The 21,200-nt window shown below is 56.3% G+C and carries 11 protein-coding genes; 2 read left to right on the forward strand and 9 right to left on the reverse strand.

Features of this window, described 5'->3' with window-relative positions; translation table 11 throughout:
• Positions 1-85: 85 nt before the first annotated feature.
• Positions 86-685: a TetR/AcrR family transcriptional regulator gene (locus OZX72_RS07130; protein ID WP_277158007.1), complete on the forward strand. Its 600-nt coding sequence runs from the start codon at positions 86-88 to the stop codon at positions 683-685.
• 46 nt (positions 686-731) lie between these two features.
• Here the strand turns inward: OZX72_RS07130 and OZX72_RS07135 are convergent, their stop codons facing one another.
• The 6 genes from OZX72_RS07135 to OZX72_RS07160 form a co-directional block, all read right to left on the reverse strand.
• Positions 732-2,006 (reverse strand): glutamate-cysteine ligase family protein, encoded by a 1,275-nt coding sequence (locus OZX72_RS07135; RefSeq protein WP_277158008.1) that lies wholly within the window; start codon positions 2,004-2,006, stop codon positions 732-734.
• A gap of 177 nt (positions 2,007-2,183) precedes the next feature.
• Positions 2,184-4,670 carry a glycoside hydrolase family 3 N-terminal domain-containing protein gene (locus tag OZX72_RS07140; RefSeq protein WP_277158009.1) on the reverse strand — a complete coding sequence of 829 codons (2,487 nt, stop codon included), beginning with the start codon at positions 4,668-4,670 and terminating at the stop codon, positions 2,184-2,186.
• A 117-nt stretch (positions 4,671-4,787) separates the two neighbouring features.
• Complete coding sequence (locus tag OZX72_RS07145) at positions 4,788-6,962, reverse strand: beta-galactosidase (protein ID WP_277158010.1); 2,175 nt, start codon at positions 6,960-6,962, stop codon at positions 4,788-4,790.
• Between the two features lie 140 nt (positions 6,963-7,102).
• Positions 7,103-8,473 carry a glycoside hydrolase family 30 beta sandwich domain-containing protein gene (locus tag OZX72_RS07150; protein WP_277158011.1) on the reverse strand — a complete coding sequence of 457 codons (1,371 nt, stop codon included), beginning with the start codon at positions 8,471-8,473 and terminating at the stop codon, positions 7,103-7,105.
• 130 nt (positions 8,474-8,603) lie between these two features.
• On the reverse strand, positions 8,604-9,932 hold the full coding sequence (locus OZX72_RS07155) for an MFS transporter (protein WP_277158012.1): 1,329 nt from the start codon (positions 9,930-9,932) through the stop codon (positions 8,604-8,606).
• A gap of 387 nt (positions 9,933-10,319) precedes the next feature.
• Positions 10,320-10,952, reverse strand: coding sequence for a TetR/AcrR family transcriptional regulator (locus OZX72_RS07160; protein WP_277158013.1), 633 nt, complete (start codon positions 10,950-10,952; stop codon positions 10,320-10,322).
• Positions 10,953-11,070: 118 nt separating this feature from the next.
• On the opposite strand from OZX72_RS07160, the gene OZX72_RS07165 reads away from it, so the two are divergent.
• Positions 11,071-12,198, forward strand: coding sequence for a tRNA-dihydrouridine synthase (locus OZX72_RS07165; protein ID WP_277158014.1), 1,128 nt, complete (start codon positions 11,071-11,073; stop codon positions 12,196-12,198).
• Between the two features lie 140 nt (positions 12,199-12,338).
• Here the strand turns inward: OZX72_RS07165 and OZX72_RS07170 are convergent, their stop codons facing one another.
• From OZX72_RS07170 to nrdD, 3 genes are all read right to left on the reverse strand, one after another.
• Entirely contained in the window at positions 12,339-17,432 is a 5,094-nt protein-coding gene (locus OZX72_RS07170) for an acyl-CoA dehydratase activase-related protein (protein ID WP_277158015.1), read from the reverse strand.
• A gap of 213 nt (positions 17,433-17,645) precedes the next feature.
• The gene (gene nrdG / locus OZX72_RS07175; protein ID WP_277159403.1) at positions 17,646-18,365 is read right to left on the reverse strand and encodes an anaerobic ribonucleoside-triphosphate reductase activating protein; all 720 of its coding nucleotides are present in this window, start codon (positions 18,363-18,365) and stop codon (positions 17,646-17,648) included.
• A 155-nt stretch (positions 18,366-18,520) separates the two neighbouring features.
• Positions 18,521-20,917, reverse strand: coding sequence for an anaerobic ribonucleoside-triphosphate reductase (gene nrdD / locus OZX72_RS07180; RefSeq protein WP_277158016.1), 2,397 nt, complete (start codon positions 20,915-20,917; stop codon positions 18,521-18,523).
• Positions 20,918-21,200 lie beyond the last annotated feature (283 nt).

The raw sequence follows: 21,200 nt of genomic DNA on the forward strand, positions 1-21,200 counted from the left end.
TATACAACACCATTTTGCATTCAGTCTAGCTGATAAGGAATAATAATAATTTGTCGTATATATAAAAGAGGCCTTTTTCATTCTGTTGCATCTTTCCCATGCAAAAAAACGTGACACCAACGTCGATAGCCGCACCGCCATACTCAACGCCGCTGTCGTTTCATTTGGAGAACGTGGGTATTACGGTACTTCACTGCAGAAAATCGCCAACACTGTTGGAATGACCAAGGCCGGGGTTCTTCATCACGTGGGCAACAAAGAGGGATTGCTAGATATCGTACTCGATGAAATATACGACCCAGGCACCGAAACCATCATGGATAATTTCAGAATGACCAACCGGCCCAATGTCGCACGTATGTGGCGTGAAGTGGTGGCCATCAACGCCAAACGCCCCGAACAGGTACATATGTTCTCAACATTGGACGCCGAGGCGATCGACCCCAAACACCCGGCTCACGAATACTTCAGAAAGCGCGACCAGAACCTGCTCGAGGAAATGTTGCAGATTCCTTGGTATGTACCCGAAAGCACGAATATAGGAGCCCTGCTTGAGGCTGGTTTCAGCATGATGGACGGCATCCAGCTGCGGTGGCTGCGTGCGCCCGAACGCGACTTGAACGAAATGTGGGCCGAATGCGAAGTCGAACTCATGCCGATGCCACTGTGGGAAGGGTACCGGTAAACCGGCCGGGCTCACATTTTTCAAACGCTCGAAAAAAATGTGAGCCTCACCTCTGAAACACATCGGGATGAACCGGGTCACCGGGGATGTCGGCCCGGGTATTTTCGAGACCCAATGCATGCTGCCATTCGTCCATGGGCTTACCGAACGGCTTGGCATCCATGCCACGCGCCTGCAAATCGTCCTTGGCCAGCTCGACGTCGACAATCGAAAGACCTTCGACGAACGACTTCCAACGGGCGAAATTGGCATCGTCGTAAAAGACGTTTTTGACGGTTTGCGTCAGCAATTCAGCGCGCTCGATGGGCAGTGAATCCCAATGCCGTAGCTCCACGAAATTCTTCAGGCGCACGTCATTGAAATGGGTCGAAAGAATGTGGCTGACCTCGTAGGCATTAAGCTCACGGTCCGGGTAGATATCGGCAGCGTTGCGCTTGAAGGCCACGAATTCCTGCTCGTCCTCGCTCAAGCCTGCCGCTTCCGGGGTGTGGGTCAGATCGGCGAACATCATCGGCGTGGCCAACACGTCGCGGGCATAATCTTCCCAGCCGAACCGCGGGTCAAAAAGACCCGGCGTGATGCCGGTTCGTTGCGGATCGGCCTTGTCCCAGATACGCTGACGCAGAAGTGGGAACGGGTTTACCGCACCCTCGAAATACGGTGAATTGCGGAAGAACATAGAGATAATCGGCCCGAGTGCGGAGCCGATACGCATTTTGGCAACGGCATCCGCCTCGTCGCTGCAGTCGATACTCACCTGGGTCGAAGCCGAGCAGCGCATCATGCAAGGTCCATAGGCGCCAACATGGCCGAGATAATCGTTCATCGCCGCGTAGCGACGCTTGGGGTTGATCTTGATATCGGCAAAACTGGTGACCGGCTGGTAGCCATAATTGATCAGACGAAATCCAAGGTCGTCGAGAATCGGATTGATTTCGCCGCGGAACTTGCCATAAATATCGAGCAACTCCTGCGGCGTATGCAATACACCGATGGAAGTTTCGAACTGCCCTCCCGGTTCTAGCGAAAGGCTGATACCGGGACGCGCAAGCCCCAGTAGATGACCATCTTCAACGAACTCCTTGTCGGCGTCATAATAAGGACGAAGCCGCTCCAGCAACACTTCGATGCCGTTCGTTTCGGCGTAACTGACCGCCCGGTCGCTGCCGTTGCGCACAGGAAGGTGCTCAATCTCGACCCCGTAGCCATCGTCGCGCTCAGGCTTGGCGCCGGATTCGAAGAAGCGCAGCAGACTGTCCACATGTTTGCCGTTCACCTTCGCGCCGACGTGCGCGTAACTCACCCATGGAGTAGTATTCATACTTTATATCGTATTCTCTTACATCCGGTTTATCGAGTAATTACGCGGGTTGCGCATTACTCTGCTTGAACCATGCACATAGAGAACACCGGACAGCGCATCAAAGAAAAATGTGTGTGAATCCGCCAGCATCCACTAGAGATTCACACACATTCCCGAACTTACCGTTACGAATGATCACTCAACCATAAACGTGGTGCGCTTCAGGTCGCGGCGACGGGAAGAATGACCGACCAGCAGCTCGAACTCGCCAGGCTCGACGATGCGGTTGGCATCTGCATCGACGATGGAGCAGACCGAAACGGGGATATCGAACGTGACCGACTTGGTCTCCCCCGGCTTCAGGTCGACCCGGCGGAAGGTCTTCAACTCACGATCCGTCCAGCTCACCGACGTCACCAAATCGCCGACATAGGCCTGTACCACTTCGGTGCCGACGCGCTTGCCGGTGTTGGTCACGTCTATCGAAACATGCAACGTATCATCTACGGCGAACGTCGTATCGCCGCCTTCGATCTGCGGATCACCGTAAGCGAAGGTGGTATAACTCAAGCCCTCGCCGAAGGCGAAGGCCGGGTCCTGCGTGAGGTCGGCATAGCGCCAGCCGTGCTGTCCACGAATCTGGTTGTAGTAGACCGGCAGCTGGCCGGCATCACGCGGAAAAGTAATCGGCAAACGGCCACTCGGGGCAGTAATACCCATGATAATTTCGGCGATGGCACGGCCACCTTCCATGCCCGGACTCGGCGCCCAGAGCAAAGCATCGGCGTTCAAAGCGCTATCTGGAAGCACCTGAGGCTTCGAGCTCATCAAGACGACGACGAACGGCTTGCTTTGCTCTTTAGCCACGTCGGCGAGCGCATCAAGCAGCGCCACCTGTCCACCCTGCAGCTTGAGCGTTGCAGTCGAACGGCCTTCACCGATCAGCGGAATGACATCACCTACGACAGCGACCACGGCATCGGCAGTCTTGGCAACGGCAACGGCTTCGTCAAGCTGCCCCTGATTGAACGGCGCGGACTGGGCGACCTTCGGACGCGGCTGATTGTCCGGGAATACCGGGCCGGCAGGATCGTCGACGAGCTCCACCACTTCGGCACCCTTGGCATAGGTGACTTCAAAACCGTCATCCTTGCCAATGGCACGCAGGCCGTCGACCACAGTCGTGATCATGTCGCGTGGCTGGCCTTCCGGCATCCAGGAAACCTGACCGGAATTGCCGGCCCAGTCACCCAACTGAGTCTGGGCATCATCGGCGAGCGGACCGACAACAGCGATACGGTGGATGGCTTTGCCATCGAGCGGCAGCACTGCCTTGTCTGCCTTCGAAAGGTCATTGCCGCCATCATTGACTTGTTCAGTACTTACGATGTCTTCAGTCCCGGCGTTGCCGCCGTTTGCATCGTTGACACCTACCGTCTTCTGTGAGCTGGCCTCTGAAGCATCACTATCGGCATCATCGCAAGAACCATCGGCATTCTTTCTCATGTCGACGCAGCCCCAAGAGCGCGAACCATTACGCAACAGCACAATCGATTCACGGGTCAGTTCAAGATTGGTCTGGCGGTGCGCCTCACTGCCGATAACGGCATCGATCCGCTTCTGGTCGGGCAGACGCGGGTCCTCGAAAAGCCCCAGCCGGAACTTCACCGCAAGAATCCTGGATACGGCCTCGTCAATCTCACTTTCCTCGAGAAGACCGGACTTGACCGCTTCTAGCGCCCCGTCATAGAACTGCTCGGTGGTCATCACCAGATCATTGCCTGCCTTGACCGCATCGGCCGAGGCATGGACGAAGTCTGGCTTGATCTTCTGTTCCCAGACGGAGCGGCCGACGTTGTCCCAATCGGTAACCAGCATGCCTTTGTAGCCCCAGTCGCCGCGAAGCTTCTGGTTCAGCAGCCAGTGGTTGTAGGTCACAGGCACGCCTTCTATGGACTCGTAGCCAAGCATGAACGAGCCAACCCCTTCGCGAGCTACCCGCTCGAAAGGCGGCAGGAACCACGAAGTCAGCTTGCGGTGCGAAAGATCGGCCTCACTGGCGTCGCGTCCGCCCTGCGTTTCAGAATATCCCGCGAAATGCTTGGCACAAGCCAGGATGGCATCTTTCGCCAGTGGCTCGCCTGCCTTGGCACCGCCCTGATAGCCCCGCACCATGGCGGAACCGAATTCACCAATCAGTGTCGGATCCTCACCGAAGGTCTCACCCACACGCCCCCAGCGGGTATCGCGTGCGATGCAGAGCACCGGTGAGAACGTCCAGTGCACACCAGTAGTAGAGACTTCCTCAGCCGTGGCACGAGCAGCCTTTTCAACCTTTGCCGGGTCCCAGGAGGAGGCCATGCCCAGCTCTTCCGGATAAATAGTGGCACCGGGCCAGAACGAATAACCGTGAATGCAATCGTCGCCGATGACCAGCGGAATGCCCAACCTGGTCTGCGTGCGCACCATCTCGACCGCTTTTGGCAAATCCTCAGGGCGTGTATGTAAGATCGAGCCGACGTGCCTTTCGACGACGAGATGTTCCAAATCGCCTCCACGGGCATCGAGCTGAAGCATCTGCCCGACCTTTTCCTCAAGCGTCATACGACCCAACAAATCGGCGACACGCTCGTTGTCACTTAAATTTGGGTTTTGATACGGTAGTTGTTCATTTGTATTCATGACTATCATCCTTGAATTTTTGATTTATTATAACGAACTTATATTGCCTTACGATTCACAATCCGATGTTGAACGATACATCGAATAAACACCCGCATGCCAATACTCGTCTAAGCATCAGTCCTCATCTCCTTCAGCGACAACAACGACGAGATTCCAAGGGCCAATCGTCAGCCCGGTTCCGCTTCTAATCCGTTCTCCCGACGCCGGACCAGACGCGGGATCTTCGGCAGCCGAGCCGTCGGATGCGACCTTGACGCCGCCCACGATGACCTTGCCGGATATCGGAAAAGCGAAGGACACAGGGGCAGGCGAGTAATTCAGAAAATAAACAATACGCTTCCCAAGCCGGTCGAACCCAGACCGCACCGTCACCTGACCGGCCAAATCGGCACCCAGCACTTTGACACCCGCCACCTTAACGGCTTCGGCGAGTACCGTGCGAGTCGTGTCGGCATCGAGAACGGTACCGACCCACTGCGCCCAACCAGAACCGAAAGCATGGCGAGTAATCGCCACGTACGCCCTCCACACTGGATGTTGATAACGGGCCAGCACTTGCGTATCATCGTCATTCGGCTTGAGCAATTCAATCAACGCCTTGGCCCGCGTTTCAACTCCTGTCCCGGTGGAAGCCGACATGGAGATATCGCTAACCTTCCCCGCTGACACAACACCGACATTGTTCGGCCGCGTGAACTGGTTGTAGCTCATCCCGAACACGTCGGTCAGTCCGTGCGGAGCCCGGTCATGCCAAACGGTGACATCGTCGTTGGCGACAAACGAACGCAGCGACGAAAGCAAATGCCCGCCTGCCTTGACATAATCCCGCAAGGTGTCGATGGTGTTTTGCGAAGCACAATAGAGCGCCGGGGTCACCACGAGCTTGTACTGGCTCAGCTTTTCGGTGTCAACGTCGGTAGGCACGAAATCGACTTCGACGTTCAGCTCGAACAACGCATCAAAATACATTCGGACAATGTCGTTATAGCGAAGCCCGCCATCCGCCGGGAACCCGGTTTCCAGCGTGAACCAGTCCAGTGCCGTCAGTGCTTCGTTGGAGACCATGATGGCGACCTGATTGCGTTTCTTCAAGTGTTTGAGATGCCTCTGCACCTCGGGCCGGGCAATTTCCCGCCCGAAAACACCGGCCTCCTCATACGTTGGGTTCGGCTCGAGATCATGGCTCAGCAAGCCCTTCCAGTAAGTCTCGAAGGAATTGTGGATGGAATGCCAATGCCAGTACATCACGCTGTCCGCACCGCTGGCCAGATGACTGTAGGCTTGCAGCCGCAGCTGACCAGGATAGGGCAACCAGCCATGCTGGCCCTGCGCTTCGGTTTCCAGTACCAGATAGTTCTGACCGCCCTTTATCGAGCGGGCCATGTCGCCGCCAAACGCGATTTCCTTGCCGGTCAGCTCGTCCTCGGTGGGATGATAGATATCCACACCGGCGATATCCAGCGCCTTGGCCGCCTTGAAATGATCGACCGCAGGCTGCACGCCGAAGGAATAACCACGCCATTCGTAGTCGAAATTATGGGTGACGAACTGGTCGTCCCTGGCGTATTCGCGCACGATGTCGGCCTGCCAAGCCAGATATTGAGCCACCTGCGAGCGCCGGAACTTGTCGAACTCGGCACGCAGCGACTCGTTGATCGCGTCGGTGACGTCAGGAAAATCCTCCCAGGCATTGATACAATTCGACCAATAATCTAAGCCGAAGGTGGCATTGAGCTCATCCAGATTGTCATGGAAACGCTCGCGAAGATATTTTACGAACAACGCCTGCATATCGGCAGAAACGCAATCATAGTATTTCGTCTCATTGTCGACTTGATAGCCGATGACCGCAGGATTTTGGGCGACATGGGCGATCAGCTTTCTGATGACCCGCTCGGCATAGTAACAGTACGTAGGGTTGACGATATCCATGATCTGCCGTGCGCCGTATTTGCCGGGGCCATTGGGGGTGACAGCGAGGACGTCGGGATGCATGCGCACCAGCCAGGTCGGCACCGCGTAGGTCGGCGTTCCGACGATGACCGAAATGCCGTGGCGCTGCGCCGCATCGAGGACGCGATCGATATGCGAGAAATCGAAGATACCGGGCTGCGGCTCGCACGTGCTCCACGTCGATTCGGCGATACGGATGGTATTGATGCCAATATGCCGCATCATCTCCATGTCCGTTTCGACGCGGTCAAGGCTGCGCGGCATGTATTCGTCGTAATATGCCGCCCCGAAAAGAATCCTGTCCGGCAGCTTCGCCGTCCGGTTCGCTTCACTCATAGTTATTCATCCTTGTCTTACGTGTCATCTTCATTGAATACACAAAAATACTAAAATGCAGACATGGCCGCCGTCGACGACAAGCGACGACCACACCCGCAAAATTTGTCAGCGGTTATCGCAATCCGCTAATGCAACCTTCAGTCGATGACGAAGGTGTTGAACGAACGTGGGGCGAGGTTCGCCTTCACCGTATGCGTTGCGTCGTCCGGGTCTTCAAAGCTGAAGTCCAACGGACGTTCGAGTGCGTTCTGCACCACCACGACGATGGAGCCGTCGGGGTTGCGGAAGGCGATGCCCATCGAGTTGAAGCGCCCGGTCGTGCCGAGCCGCACGGCACCCGGCTTCACGTACTTCGAGAAGTGGCGCATGACGTACCACTCCGGGTTGCGTGTGAGCTTGCCGGACTTGGAATCGACGGTATAGAGCGAGTTCTGTTGCCAGCCCCACGTACTCAGGATCTCGGTCAGCACCATGTTCCAATAGACATAAGCGGTGGCCCCGTTGCGGAAGTAATGGTTCATCAGGTGGAAGACATATTCCGCGTAGGCCCAGGAGTTGTCGCCGGCGCCGCACTCAGACTCGGTCTGCTCGAGCTCGAGTTCCGGCCACGATTCGTGGGTGCGGGCGATGGCGTTCTGCCCGGCCCACTGGTAGCCGATGCCCTTGATGTAGCCGCACGCCTTCTCGTCGAAGAGAATGTCATCGATGAAGCGGTTGTAGTTGTTGAGCTTCATCCCGTAGCCGCCGGTCCACGACATGTCCTCCGGGCCGTTCATCGTCCCGAGGAAAATGTCGGTGTCGATGCCCTCGTGTTCGAAGGCCGGGCCGAGATAGTCACGGATGAAGATCTTGAGGTCGTGGCTCGACCAAAGGCAGCTCGGGAATTTCTGGTCGGCGAAGACCTCGTTCTGCACGTGCAGCTGGGTGACTTTGATGCCACGCTTGGCGTATTCCTGGATATAACGCACGAAATACTTGGCGTAGGCGGTGAGATTTTCCGGGGTCATCACGATGCGGCCGAAATTGTAGGCCTTCGGGAACTTCATCCACGTCGGCGGGCTCCACGGGCTCGAGAAAAGCTGCATATCCGGCTGGTACTTCTGCGCACGCTGGATATAAGGAACCAGCGTTTTGTCATCGTGCTCGACGCTGAAATGGCTCATGTCGTAGTCGCCGTCGGTTTCGTCGTAGCTGTACCACTCTTCGGCGAAATCGTTGGCACCGATCGGAGCGCGGTTGAAACGGAAGTTCATTTCGTCTTGGCCGAACAGCTCGTGGAACACCGTTTCGGCAGTTTCCTCGTCCGTATATTTGGTGAGCGCCTGCCAGCCGAGCTCATTGAAACACCCACCAAAGCCGCGGATTTTCTGGAATGTCTCACCGGTCAGTTTCAGCCCGCCGGTATCGCTGTTGTTGCCAGCTACGTGAACAGCACCGTTTTGTGGCAACGCCAACGTCGTCTCCACCAATTTCGCATCAGGAGTCGATGCAATCCATACTGCAGTCATCACTCCGCCCTTCTTAAAATCTTTCTATCATATTTTGTGATTCCGCACGGGTTGCGGAACAATGTCCGCTGTTCCACAACCCGACGAAAGCCAGCGATACAGAACCTCATTCAAGGCAAGTCCGTAAGATTTACTTGACGCCCTTGATCCACATGATGAAGACGCAGCCGATCAACGCGAGCGCGATGGCTACCGGGAACGCCAACGAATAGCCGACGGAGACCACGATGCGTGCCATGATCAGCGGGCCGCACATCTGGCCCAGAGTGGTGGCAAGGTTCAGGATGCCGAGATCCTTGCCAGCCTCGTTTTTGTTCGGCAGAACGTCGACGAGCAATGCCTGGTCAACGGAGGAATAGACGCCGAAGCCCAAACCGGCGATGGCTGCGTAAAGATACATACCCATCGAAGACGGGAAGATCCAAGGCATCGCGATGCCAATGGCGAAGCACACGGAGGCGACGACGACCGGGACCTTACGACGCCCGATGAAGTCGGAGAACGGGCCGGCGACGATGGAGCCAAGCAGTGAGACGACCATGGTAATCACAGAAATCACCGAAATGGTGTTCGCGGCCTGCTTGACGGACTGGCCAATGTAATTCTCGACGATATACATCTGGTAGACGCCAATCATCTGGTAACTGATGAGCATGCACAGACGACCGACGAAAGCCTTGTAGAAATCGTGGCCCGTGGAGAACTTCGGCGGACGGAACGACAGTACGATGTCCTTGAAGCCTTTCTTGGCCGGCGGCAGATAATCCGCGGATTCCTCCCGCGGAATCAGGATAACGGCAACCACGCCGCCAAGGAACATCAGGACGCCAGCAACGGCGAAGCCCGGTAGCAGATTAGTGACGAACCTTGCGCCAATCAGGGAGCCGATCGGCGAACCGATGGTTGAACCGGCACCGAAGAATGCGGACATGGTGCCGCGCACACCCGAAGGAATACGATCGGAAATAGTGGCCGTCACAGGGGCAATCATGCAGTTCAGACCAACCATGCACAGGCAGTAGTAGACGGTAAGGAGAATGGCATTGTTGGTGGTGCCCGTCAGGAAGAGCATCACCCCGCCAAGCACGCCGCCAAAGAGAATATATGGGGTACGGCGACCGAAACGCGAACGTGAGCGGTCCGAGAAAGTGCCGAAAACGAGGTTGGCAACCAACGACGCCACAGCGGTGCAGGCGTTGACATTGCCTATGAGCACATCCGGGCGTACGCCGATAACCTGTTTGTAATGTTCCGGGAGCAGCACGATGGAGACGATGCCAAGACCTGTCATCCAGAATAAGCCGAACATGAAGAACCCTGCGCCGAAACGGACAAGCTTTTTCTTGGGGACCTTTTGACCCGTCTCAGGGCTCAGATCCGGATCTTTTTCCGCTGCCTCTATCGCAGCATTGTGCTCGGCAAGGCGCTCGGCTTTGCTGGCGACTATGGAATCACTCATTGATCCACTTCTTTCATTATCAACAATGATGTATCCAACGATAGCGTCTTTGAACTTATCTACTACCTATTAGATAAATGCGATAATAATAAGTTTGTCATTTTTTGTCAAATCAGATAATTAATAATTTCCATTGTCGTTTTCATCGGTTTCCACCTTTTTAGCCGTTTCTTCCTTCAATAACGGCAATTTCGTGTTAATTCTCGTTATAAATAATTATTTTTGTCATTTATGACGAAATTAGAAAACCGATAAATAACTTATAAATACTAGATAAATTGATTTAGAATCATGAAACATTACTTCGAATATATATTTTTCCCGTATTGCCGAATGAGAACTCTTATGCTTGGCATTATTTCCATAACGCATCGTAGCAATACCATTTCAGCGATAATGTCGCCATACCTCATCCGGAAAAATAATTTTTTCGAAACCCAGCCATTCATCGTAGAGATCGATCGGCGGATCGCGCAGCCAACGGAGCTGAATGCCGTCCATAACCTCGGTACACTGTCTGACCACCGGCCGCATTTTGTCGGTCCACGGACGAAATTCTGGAGGCAAAGCCCAATCGAATTTCGAATAATATCCCCATACCGAATCAGAACGTTCGTCGAAATACCGGTGAAGCGGGTGGGAGGGATTGAACGATTCCGTTTCCAAGACCATATAGAGCTGGACCATCATCTTTCTACCCGCATTATGCCGCACCAGAAATCGCAGATACGCAGGGAAAAACGGGCCTTGCGGATCGCTGCCCGGCAATCCGGACTTCAGAAAATCATCCGGCGTTCCCGTCGTGTCATAGATATCCGTGATCAACGGCGAGAGCAGGCCATCCTTGCTACCAACGTAATGCAAAAGTCCCGGCTGGCTCATGCCGACTTCATCCGCCACGTCCTTGAGCGAGATGCCGTTGAACCCCTTCGTGCTGATCAGCTTGGCAGCTGCCTGCGTGATCTCCTTCTTGCGTTCCTCTGGAGACTTGCGGATTCGGCGCTGCTTGGCTTTTGACATGGTTTCCAGTATAGGAGAAGCGCACGTCAGGCATACAAATTAAGCCTGCAAAAGCTGCAATGCTATCAACCATCTAGAATGAAGATATCTTAATCGTTGACAATCAAAGGAGCACTTTATGACCACGGATAATCGCAGCACGCTGTTTTCGCCGCTGACCCTGCCCACCTCGGACGGAACGGGACTCACGTTGCGCAACCGCACCATCCTCTCCCCCATGTGCCAGTATGCCGTCGAGAAAATGGACGGCGTAGCCACCGACTGGCATCTGCAGCATTATGGTGCCATTGCCGCCGGCGGGTTCGGGTTGCTGACCATCGAGTCGACCGGGGTCAATCCTGTCGGACGGATTTCGCCACTTGACCTCGGAATATATAGCGACGAACAGGAAGCAGCTCATCGACACTTGGTCTCCTTCATTCACTCGCAGGGCGCGGCTGCGGCCGTGCAGCTCAACCACGCAGGCGGCCGGGCTTCAGGTGAGCCTTGGCTTCCCGGAGTCCATGGCGGTTCCGCGTCTCTCGAAGACGGTGGATGGCAGACGGTCGGTATGACCGACGAATCCATTGCCAAAGGCTACCGGCCGACCACGAAACTGGATAAGGCCGGAATCGCGCAGATCGTCTCGGACTTCGCCTCCGCCGCCCGACGGGCCGACGCCGCCGGCTACGATGCCATCCAGATTCATGCCGCCCACGGATATCTGCTCCATCAGGCGCTTTCACCGCTGACCAATACTAGAACCGACGAATACGGCGGCAGTCTCGAAAACCGTTCGCGCCTGATCTGTGAGGTCGTTGACGCCATTCGTGCCGTGTGGCCGAAGTCGAAACCGCTCGGCATCCGTATTTCCGCCACCGACTGGGTTCAAGGCGGGCTTGACATCGAGACCACCGCACCACTGATGCGCGAACTGGTCAAGCACCACGGCATCACCTGGGTCGACGTCTCCTCCGGCGGACTGGTCAACACTCCGCTGCAGCCTTCCGGCCCGGGTTTCCACGCCGTCCTCGGCGCACAGATGAAGCAGGCATTGGCCGACACCGATGCCGTCGTGAGCGTGGTCGGCGGCATTTCCTGCCCAGAGCAAGCCGAGACGATGTTGCGCACTCACCAGGTCGATGCAGTCTCGATCGGCCGCGCCGCCATGCGCAACCCGCACTGGCCTGCGATGGCCGCCGCACGTCTCGGCGTTCCGCGTCAGGACATTCCTGCCGCACCGCAATATTGGCGAGCTGAGTGGTAAATAAGATAGTGGGCTAAACACGACGCCTTCCCCACTCTTAGCGTCGCATTTAATGTAAATCAGTAAGATAATGGGCTAAATGTGACGCTAAGGTGCTCTAGAGCGTCACATTTAGCCCATTAAGCCATTCGAACAGTGACTCAGTCGGCCTTGGCCAGCTTCTGGTCGGCCTTCTTGGCGGCGGCGATCATCAGCTTGATGCGGTTGAGTTGGTTGGCGGCCGAAGCACCTGGGTCATAATCAATCGAAACGATGTTGGCCTCGGGGTGCAAGCGACGAATCTTGCCAAACATGCCGCGTCCGGTGACGTGGTTGGGCAGGCAGGCGAACGGCTGAGCGCACACGACGTTCGGGCAGCCGGACTTGATGAGCTCCAAGATCTCCCCGGTCAGCAGCCAGCCCTCGCCAGCCTGCACGCCGATTGATGTGACGGTGGAGGCGAGCTTGACGAGTTCGGGCATCGGGGTGTCCTGGCTGAACTTGCCATGTGACAAATCGATAGCGCGGCGCACCGGGTTCAGAATCCGATCGAGCCCCCAGCGCATCACAGCGTAGGCCTTCTTGTTGCCGCCCATACCGGTGTTCTTTTCGTTCCAGTCGGTGATATAAGGACGGGTGGTCATGAATTCCATGATGCCAGGCACCACGGCTTCGCAACCCTGTTCCTCGATCTGGTCGACCAGGTGGTTGTTGGCATCCGGGTGGTACTTCACCAGAATCTCGCCGACCACGCCGACGCGCGGCTTGCGCGGAATGTTGCGCAGCGGCAGGGCGTCGAAGCTCTTGACAATCTCGTTCAAAAGCGTCTGATACGGCAGATAGCCCTTGCCAATCTTGGCTTTGGCGGTCGCGGAATGGCCGTGGTGCTCGATCGTCTCGCGCACGATCTTATCCCACATCTCGTAAAGCTGGTTGGCACTGCCCTTCACTTTTTCGTAAGGACGAACACGATAATGGCATTTCATCAGCAGATCGCCGATGACGAGCGCCTTCACCGCGCGCCACAGCAGCGTCGGAGTCGCGGTGAAACCGGGGTTGTCCTCGATTCCTTGTGTGGAAAGCGCGATGACAGGCACCTGAGGATAGCCCGCGTCAACCAGCGCCTTGCGGATCAGGCCGTAATAGTTGGTCGCACGGCACATGCCGCCGGTCTGGGTGATAGCCAAGCAAACCTTGTTCGGGTCGTACTTGCCCTTGATGATCGAATCGACTAGCTGCCCCACGACCATGATGGCCGGGTAGCAGGCATCGTTGTTGACATACTTAAGGCCGGTCTCCACATCCTGCTGGTCGGCCATCTTGAGCACGTCGAACTTGTAGCCGCCGGAACGGATGACGGACTCGACCAGGCTCATATGCACCGGGCTCATCTGCGGGGCGACGATGGTGTAGTCGCGGCGCATGTCCTTTTGGAAACGAACCTTGTGGGCGTAAGCGGAAAGTGTGCCCTTGCTGCGTTTCTTGGTTTTACCTGCAGCGGACTTACTTGCGGACTTCTTGCCATCCTTTGAGATGACATTGGCTCGGTCAGTTTTCGCACTGCCTGTCGCTACAGTCTCGCCGTTGGCGCGGCGCGACGCTTCCTTCATCGACTCGGTAAGCTTCGGATTCGCCTTCATCACGCTGTCGAGCAACACCTGACGGCCTGGGGTCGGGGCCTCGGAACCAGTCTTGCGGAACTCGCCCTGCTTGTCGGCAGGAACCTCAACGTTATCGGAGTCTTCAGCAGAATTAGCTGAATCAGCGGCAGCAGAGTCAATATTCTGCTTGGCATTCTGCGCCTGATTTTCGGCAGCATCGACAGCAGCCTGAGCGGCAGCGAGCTGTGCCTTGGCCTCTTCGAGCTTGCTTTCGGCGTCCTTGAGCTCAGCCTTGCGCTTGGCAGCGGCCTCTTCGCGAGCTTTCGCTTCAGCGGCCTTCTTGGCTGCTTCCTCAGCAGTAGTCTGTGCAGATTCCATGGCATCTTCTTCGTTTGCGGTCTCGGAGATGTTTGCAACATCGTCGGCAGCTGACTTTGCTTCAAGTTCAGCCTTATCCGCAGCTTTCTTAAGCTTCGCCTTATTGTTCTCGCGCTCTTCGATGGCCGCCTTGAGCGAGCGCAGACGAATCTTCGCCGCACCAAGGTTGCTGACCTCGTCGATCTTGAGCAACGTGTAGACATCGGCCTTGTCCGCAAGGATTTCGCTGACCTGGTCGGTGGTGATGGCGTCGATGCCGCAGCCGAAGGAATTGAGCTGCACGAGCTCGAGCCCCGGATAGGACGCGACGAAATTCGCCGCCACGTAAAGCCTGGAATGGTAGGCCCACTGATTGGCCACACGCAGCGGCATATTGATAACCTTGCGGTCGCCGACCTCGCGGAACCCGCCTTCGTCTTTGGTGCGCGGATCCTTCTCATCCTTGCTCAGGTATTCGCTCAGGTGCAGCTTCTCGCCCGGTTGCAGCTCGCAGATGGAGTCCTCGGAAAGCACCGCCATCCCCAGCGAGCAGATAGTCTCGGGGATGCCGTGGTTGATTTCCGGGTCGATATGGTAAGGACGGCCGGCAAGCACGATACCACGGCAGTTGTGTTCCTTCATATAGGCGAGTGCGCGCAGACCTTCCTGCTGCACGTCATGCTTGAAGATCTTGTCTTCGGCGTAAGCGGCCTTGACGGCTTTCTCGGCCTCTTCGCGCGTGACGTTGGTCCACGCAAACTCTTCAACGATGCGGTCGACCATCAGCTCGTGGTCAGCAAGGTTGAAGTACGGCCGCATATAACGGATACCCGGTTCTCGCAGCTCGGCCATGTTGGCTTCGATCACCACCGGGTAGTTGGCAACGATCGGGCAGTTGTAATGGTTGTCGGTATCGCCCTCGACCAGGTTCTCCTCGTACGAAACGCACGGATAGAAAATGGTCTTGACACCGCGGTCGAGCAGCCACTTGATATGCCCGTGCACCATCTTCGCCGGGTAGCAGATGTTCTCGGAAGCGATGGACTCGATGCCGGTCTGGAAAAGCTCGTGGCTGGATCGGCCGGAAAGCCGGACCTTGAAACCAAGGTTGGTAAGCAACGTGAACCAGAACGGATAGTTCTCGTACATATTGAGCGCCCGCGGGATGCCGATTTCGCCGCGGTAAGCCTTTTTATCGGTCAGGCGACGATAGGCGAAGACACGCTTGTACTTGTAATCGTAAAGATTCGGACGGTCGCTGCGTTCGGCCTTGGCGTCGGCGCCGCGTTCACAGCGGTTACCGGTGACATAGCGCGAACCGTCCTGGAAGGTCGTGATGGTGAGCTTGCAACGGTTCTGGCAACGCTTGCACACGTCGCGCTCGGAGGTCATCGACAGATGATCGAGTTCATCACCTTGTACGATGGCCGACTTGGTATGTTCCGCAGTCTCGTCGGTATCGTGGGCATCCTCATAGTGCATACGCGCGGTCAGCGCCGCACCAAACGCACCCATAAGGCCTGCGATATTCGGCCTGGTGACCTCTTTGCCGGTCAACAGCTCGAAGGCGCGCAGCACGGCGTCGTTGAGGAATGTGCCGCCCTGCACTTCGATGGTGTCGCCGAGCTGGCCAGCGTCACGCAGCTTGATGACCTTATAAAGGGCATTGCGCACCACAGAATAGCACAGGCCGGCCGCGATATTTTCGACGCTCGCGCCTTCCTTCTGCGCCTGCTTGACCGACGAGTTCATGAACACAGTGCAGCGCGAGCCCAGGTCGACCGGGTGGTCGGAATTGAGCGCGGCCTGCGTGAATTCCTCAATGGTCAAACCCATGGAATAGGCGAAGGTCTGCAGGAACGAGCCACAGCCGGACGAGCACGCCTCGTTGACGGAAATCGAGTCGATAACACCGTCGGCGATGGCCAGGTACTTCATATCCTGCCCGCCGATGTCGATGACGGCGGTGACGCCGGGGCTCACCATTTCGGCGCCGCGATAATGCGCCATGGTCTCCACCACGCCCTCATCCAAGTGCAGACCGGTGGTGATCAGCCCTTCGCCGTAACCGGTGGCGCAACTACGCGCAATCCATGCCTCGGCAGGCAACGCCTTTTCAATCTTGCGTACAATTTCAACGGCCGCATCAAGTGGGCTGCCGTCGTTGGTGCCATACGACGACCAAACAATCTCGCGGTCGTCGTTGATCAGCGTCGCCTTGATGGTGGTCGAGCCGGCGTCGATGCCCAAGAAATGCGGGCCCTTCGCACCTTCAAGCGTACCGACCTTGACCTGTTCCTTGCCGTGACGTTCGTTGAACTTACGACGGTCCTCTTCAGTCGGGAAAAGCGGCGGCATCGTGGCGGTGTCGACCGGCTTGTTCTTCAAAGCTTCAAGGTCGTCGATGATCTCCTGGCAACTGTGAGGCTCGAAATGCTGACCACTATCGAGCTCGTTGTCGTCACCGCACATCAGCGCGGCACCGTATGCCACATAAAGGTGGGCGTTCTCGGGGACGATGAACTTGTCGACCTTGCCTTCCAACGCACGGGCGAAGGCTTCGCGCAGCTCGGAAAGGAAGAAGAGCGGCCCGCCGAGGAACACGACATTGCCATGAATCGGACGGCCGGAGGCGAGACCTGCGATGGTCTGTGTAGCCACGGCGGAGAAAATGGAGGCGGCCAGATCGGGCTTGTCGGCGCCGTCGTTAATCAGCGGCTGCAAATCGGACTTGGCAAACACGCCGCAACGCGAGGCGATCGGGTAAAGCAGCTTGTAATTCTTGGCCATATCGTTCAAGCCGGACGCATCGGTGTCCAGCAAAGTGGCCATCTGATCGATGAACGCGCCGGTGCCGCCTGCGCAGGAACCGTTCATACGCTGCTCGGGAGTCGGCTTCAGATAGGTAATCTTGGCATCTTCGCCGCCGAGTTCGATAATCACGTCGGCTTCGGGATAGACCTGGTCGATGGCTTTGGTCTCGGCGATGACCTCCTGGACGAACGGAACGTCCATATCGTCGGCCAAGCCCAAGCCGCCGGAACCGGTGATGGCGAGATTGATCGGCTGGGAGCCGCGTCCCTCTTGCTCAAGCTGCTTCTTGATGTCACGCAGCAGGCCTGCCACCGTGGCGCGAACATTGGCATTGTGCCGCCGATAATCCGAGAAGAGCACATCCTTCAAGTCGTTGCTTTTGTCCAGCACGACGGCCTTGACCGTAGTTGAACCGATATCGAGCCCGACCTGCAGGGGCGTAACTTCATGCTCCGTTGTCTTGGTTTTCATCACGTCAGCCATGCCTGAATCCTTACCATTCCTCGTAATCTCCCGGCGTTTTGCGTAATCTGGCGCCTAAAACGCTGTGAGCTTACACACATACTATTTAGTCAGATTAGTCGTTGGACTTCCCAGTAACCGGACCCTTCGCAATGATTCAGCTTACAGAGGCAAGTATTGTGACCTACATCTCTTGACAAACGAAATGATTCATGCAAGTCACCGTTGTCGCAATTAACTGGCAGCGCCTTCGCCGGCGGAGCGGTCTTTGCCGTAGACCTCGGGGATGAAGCGGTGCTGGTCATGGAGTTTGGGCCAGATCACGGGTGCGGATGTACCGGTTTCTTCGTGCGCACGCAACGAGGCGGGCACATCGAGAATGCGCTGGTTGCTGGATCCTCGGAATTGCAGCAGAGAATCGTGATGGTCCTTCATATAGCGTCCATCCACGAGTATGTCAACATAATGCAACAGCTCGAGTTTGTCGGCGCTTTCGCCGGGACGCATCAGTTCTTCCCATGTATAACCGGTCCAACACCAGATGTCCTTATCATGGCCGAATTCCTTGCGGATACGCTTGGAAAGTTTCAGCAGTACACCGGTATTGAGCAAGGGTTCGCCCCCAAGAAATGTAATACCTTGGACGACGTTTTGCGAAAGATCCCTAATGATCTTGTCCTCAAGGCCTTGCGTATAGGGATGACCGGCCTGGAAGTCCCAGATGGATTCGTTGAAACATTCGACGCAGTGGAACGGGCAACCCGCAACGTAGATGGAGCATCGGATGCCTTCGCCATCGGTCATCACCAGCGGCTTGTAGTCGGCAATCATGTCGTGGCTGAGCTTGCCGCTGGTCCATTGGCCCGCCTTGGGATTGTTGGCATACTTCGTTGGAATCCAGGGCCCGCGGTTTTGCTCGTCCGCCGCGAAATCATGCAGCTTACCGCCTGCCAGTTTTCCCATTGTCGCTTTCCTTGTCTTGACTTGATTCGCATTCGTTGCGAAGGTCACACGAATTTTCAGGCAAAGTAAAAGCGGCACATCGAACGATGAACCGCCTTTGCTCTTTTACATTACGTAAGGTTACGTAACCTTACAACGTTACCGAACTACTTGGCCTCTTCGTACCATTCGCGCTCGGTGCCGTCCTTCAGCACCACATGGCCGGTTTCGCCGCTCATGTGCTTGGCACGATGCGTGATCTCCTCGTGGCGGCCGTGCACCATCGGGCGCTGCACCGGGTTGCCGAGGTAGCCGCAGGTGCGCTTGGTGACGTTGCACTTGTCAGGATCGGAGTTGCCGCATTCGGGGCACTTGAAGCCCTCTTCGGTGGGCTCGAAGTCGCCCTCGAAACCGCAGACGTAGCAGTGGTCAATCGGGGTGTTGGTGCCGAGGTAGCCGATACCGATGTTGTGGGCGTAATCCCACACGGCCTCGAGCGCCTTCGGGTTGGTCTGCAGGGTCGGGAACTCGCAGTAGTTGATGAACCCGCCGGAAGCGTAGTACGGGAAGTCCTTCTCGTAATCGAGCTTCTCCATCGGGGTCGGCGAGAGCCAGACCGGATAGTGGAAGGAGTTGGTATAGAAGTCGTGGTCGGTCACTCCCGGCACACGGCCGAACTTCTCGCGGTCCATACGGTTGAAGCGGTCGGTCAGCGACTCGGCAGGCGTGGAATAGAGCGAATAGTGATAGCCCTCTTCCTTGGCCCACTTGGCGCACAGCGCGTTCATCTTACGAACGATCGAAAGCGCGAATTCCTTGCCATCCGCGTCCCAGCTATGATCGGTCATCCAATCCTTGCCATAGAAGACGCTGGTCGCTTCGTAAAGGCCGATGTAGCCGAGTGAAACGGTGGCACGGTCACGGTTGAAAAGCTGGTCGACGTTGTCGTTGGCATCAAGCCTGCCGAAAGCACCGTAACGATAAAGCGTCGGCGCATTAATCGGCTTGGCTTGCTTGCAGCGCATGATGCGGAACTGCATGGCTTCGTGGGCGACATCCATACGCTCGTCGAAGATCTTCCAGAAACGATCTTTGTCGCCGCGGGATTCCAGCGCAATACGCGGAATATTGACGGTGACAACGCCGAGGTTCATGCGGCCTTCCTCTTCCTCCTTGCCGGTGTCTGGGTTGGTCCAGGCAGGCAGGAACGAACGGCAGCCCATCGGCGCCTTGAAGGAGCCGGTGATCTTGACGAGGTTTTCATAGAAAAGAATGTCAGGGTACATACGCTTGGTGGAGCACTCGAGCGCGAGCTGCTTCAGATCGTAGTTCGGGTCGCCGGGCTCGGAGTTGACGCCGTGCTTGACGGCGTAGGTGAGCTTCGGGAAGATCGCGGTGTGGTGGTCGCGGCCGAGGCCGAGGATACGCACCAGGAAGATGCAGCGAGTGATCTCGCGGGCGAACCACGAGGTGCCGAGGCCGAAGCCAACGGTGACGAACGGGGTCTGGCCGTTGGAGACGCGGTTGGAATTGATCTGATATTCCATGGTCTGCATGGCGTCATAGATGGCCTTGCGGGTCATAATCTTGGCATAGATCTCACGAATCTGTTCCATGCGCGACACGTCGGTATGGAAGGGAACATCCTGCGGAATCGGCTTGCGATCGGCATCAAAGTGCAGGGTCTTGGGCTCATTGGCCTTGAGTCCGTCAACGATCTGCTGAGCCACATCTTCCGGCATGGAATCCGGAATCATGGTGTGCGCTTGGTCAAGGAACTTCTTATAGTCCTTGCGTGCGTATTCGTCGAGCATCTCGTCGGCGCGGTTGACGGTCTGGCCGCCGTACTGGTCGCCCGCGATGTCCTTGATGATCTGCGTGATCTGCGTGGCGGCGGTGCCGATGGACTTCGGGGTGTCCATCATCGCGTTGCCCAGCTCGAAACCGTTGTGGAGCATGTCGGCGAAATTCGGCAGGCTGCAGTTGGTCTCGGCGGTGAACGGCGAATAATCGGCATCGTGGAAGTGGATGTCGCCCTTCATATGGGCGTTGGCGACGCGCTTCGGGAGCATCGAGAAGGCGGAAGCCTTGGAGACGGCGCCGGCAAGCAGGTCACGCTGGGTGGCGTAGACATTGGAATCCTTGTTCGCGTTCTCGCGCACCAGCGTCTCATCCTTGTTGACCAAGCGGTCGACGGCGGCGTTGATATCGGTGGCCTTAGCACGATCGATATCCTTGTTCAGCCGATAGTTCGTATAGTTGCGGGCTACGTCGTAAAGGTGGTTCTCGACCAGACCGTGCTCGACCAGATTCTGGATGTCCTCGATCTTGGCCGGACCGCTGTAACGCTCCTTGACTTCGCCTTCAATGCTGTTGGCAAGATCGCGAATCATCTGTTCTTCTTCAGGACCGACTTCCTTGTCAAGATCCTTAAAGGCCGACTTGACCGCGGCGATGATGTTCACCGGATCAAAATCAACAATCCGCCCGTCACGCTTCTCCACCAACACGGTTTTCGTCGCCGTCGTCGGCTTTGTGGGCGCATCCAGAACCTGAGCCTGCATCACATACCTTCCTCTAAAAGTAAAGAAACCGATACAGAATCCTACAAATCACATGAATGAAATCACACGCGTGTAACTTTCTGTGTCTTCACTCACTATACGACTTCATGAATACTATATCTAGGGATATATTCGGCGTTTCGACCCCAGATATAGTAACAATGGCGGAATAACGCGGAAACAAAATGTGAAATACACCACAAAGTTTTCGGCCTCGGTGTGTCGCATTGCATCACAAACAAAATTGTCCACACGTACCATAATACGTATTACAAAAGGAATC

Origin of the sequence: Bifidobacterium sp. ESL0769 (assembly GCF_029395495.1) — a bacterium.
Lineage (GTDB): Bacteria > Actinomycetota > Actinomycetes > Actinomycetales > Bifidobacteriaceae > Bifidobacterium.

Coding starts and splice junctions, on each gene's coding strand:
- OZX72_RS07165 (WP_277158014.1), top strand. CDS start 11,071: ATGACCACGGATAATCGCAGCACGCTGTTTTCGCCGCTGACCCTGCCC.
- OZX72_RS07170 (WP_277158015.1), bottom strand. CDS start 17,432: ATGGCTGACGTGATGAAAACCAAGACAACGGAGCATGAAGTTACGCCC.
- OZX72_RS07160 (WP_277158013.1), bottom strand. CDS start 10,952: ATGTCAAAAGCCAAGCAGCGCCGAATCCGCAAGTCTCCAGAGGAACGC.
- OZX72_RS07150 (WP_277158011.1), bottom strand. CDS start 8,473: ATGACTGCAGTATGGATTGCATCGACTCCTGATGCGAAATTGGTGGAG.
- OZX72_RS07135 (WP_277158008.1), bottom strand. CDS start 2,006: ATGAATACTACTCCATGGGTGAGTTACGCGCACGTCGGCGCGAAGGTG.
- nrdD (WP_277158016.1), bottom strand. CDS start 20,917: ATGCAGGCTCAGGTTCTGGATGCGCCCACAAAGCCGACGACGGCGACG.
- OZX72_RS07140 (WP_277158009.1), bottom strand. CDS start 4,670: ATGAATACAAATGAACAACTACCGTATCAAAACCCAAATTTAAGTGAC.
- OZX72_RS07155 (WP_277158012.1), bottom strand. CDS start 9,932: ATGAGTGATTCCATAGTCGCCAGCAAAGCCGAGCGCCTTGCCGAGCAC.
- OZX72_RS07145 (WP_277158010.1), bottom strand. CDS start 6,962: ATGAGTGAAGCGAACCGGACGGCGAAGCTGCCGGACAGGATTCTTTTC.